General features: G+C 62.1%; 1 protein-coding gene. It reads left to right on the top strand.

From position 1 onward, the window contains the following. Window positions 1-1,017: type IIL restriction-modification enzyme MmeI (locus HGK34_RS22265; RefSeq protein WP_372433180.1), on the top strand; the 1,017-nt coding region annotated here is incomplete at both ends.

Consider the following 1,017-nt stretch of genomic DNA (forward strand, 5'->3'; position numbering starts at 1 on the left):
GTGCGACATCACTCCTGTCAACGAAGGGCACGCTCGGTCTAATCGCGACCAACACGGTCGCGCAGGGCGACACCCGAGAGGTGGGGCTGGACACGATGGTCGCGGGCGGGTTCACGATCACGCAGGCGGTGCAGTCGCGGCCGTGGCCGGCGCAGTCTGCCAACCTCGAGTACGCGGCCGTATGGGGGAGCGTTGGCCAGGTGGCCGACAGTGTGCCGCGGATCGTTGACCGCGCCGAGGCCCGCTCAATTTCGACCCTGCTTGAACCGGCCGGGCGGGCGACGGGGAATCCGGTGCGCCTGGAGGAGAACAAGGGAATTGCATTCCAAGGCTGCATTGTGCGGGGGATGGGTTTCGTCGTTGACCCCAAAGAGGCGCAGGAATGGATCGAATTGGATCCTCGCAACACTGATGTACTCTTCCCGTACCTCAACGGGGAAGACCTCAACTCGCAACCCGACGCAGCAGCGGCTCGGTGGGTCATAGATTTCAACGACCGCTCAGTAGATGAGGCTGCAGTGTATGTGCTGCCGTACGAACGAGTTCGCAGAACCGTCAGACCGGAGCGCTCTCAGAACAAGGACCGGCTCGTTAGAGAGCACCCATGGTGGAGATTCTGGCGAAACAGCCCGGCGATGCGGTCGGCCATCGCAGGCTTGTCAGAGGTATTGGTCATCGCGCTTGTCAGCAAGACCGTGATGCCACTGCGGGTCCCGTCGGCGCAAGTCTTCAGTCACATGCTTGGGGTGTTTGCCACCGATGACTACGGTATCCAGGCAGTCTTGTCATCGAGCCTGCATCAAGTCTGGGCGATCACCTACGGTTCTGGCATGCGGAACGATCCACGCTACACGCCATCGGACGTCTTCGAGACTTTTCCGCGCCCCACGCCAACCACTCGCCTCGACGAGATCGGTCGCGCCCTGGACGTGAAGCGTCGCGAGATAATGCTCCGCAGGGGCCTCGGTCTGACGAAGCTCTACAACCTCGTCAACGATCCCGATGTCCGCGAGGACG

The organism is Myceligenerans indicum (assembly GCF_016742955.1).
Taxonomy (GTDB): Bacteria; Actinomycetota; Actinomycetes; order Actinomycetales; family Cellulomonadaceae; genus Myceligenerans; species Myceligenerans indicum.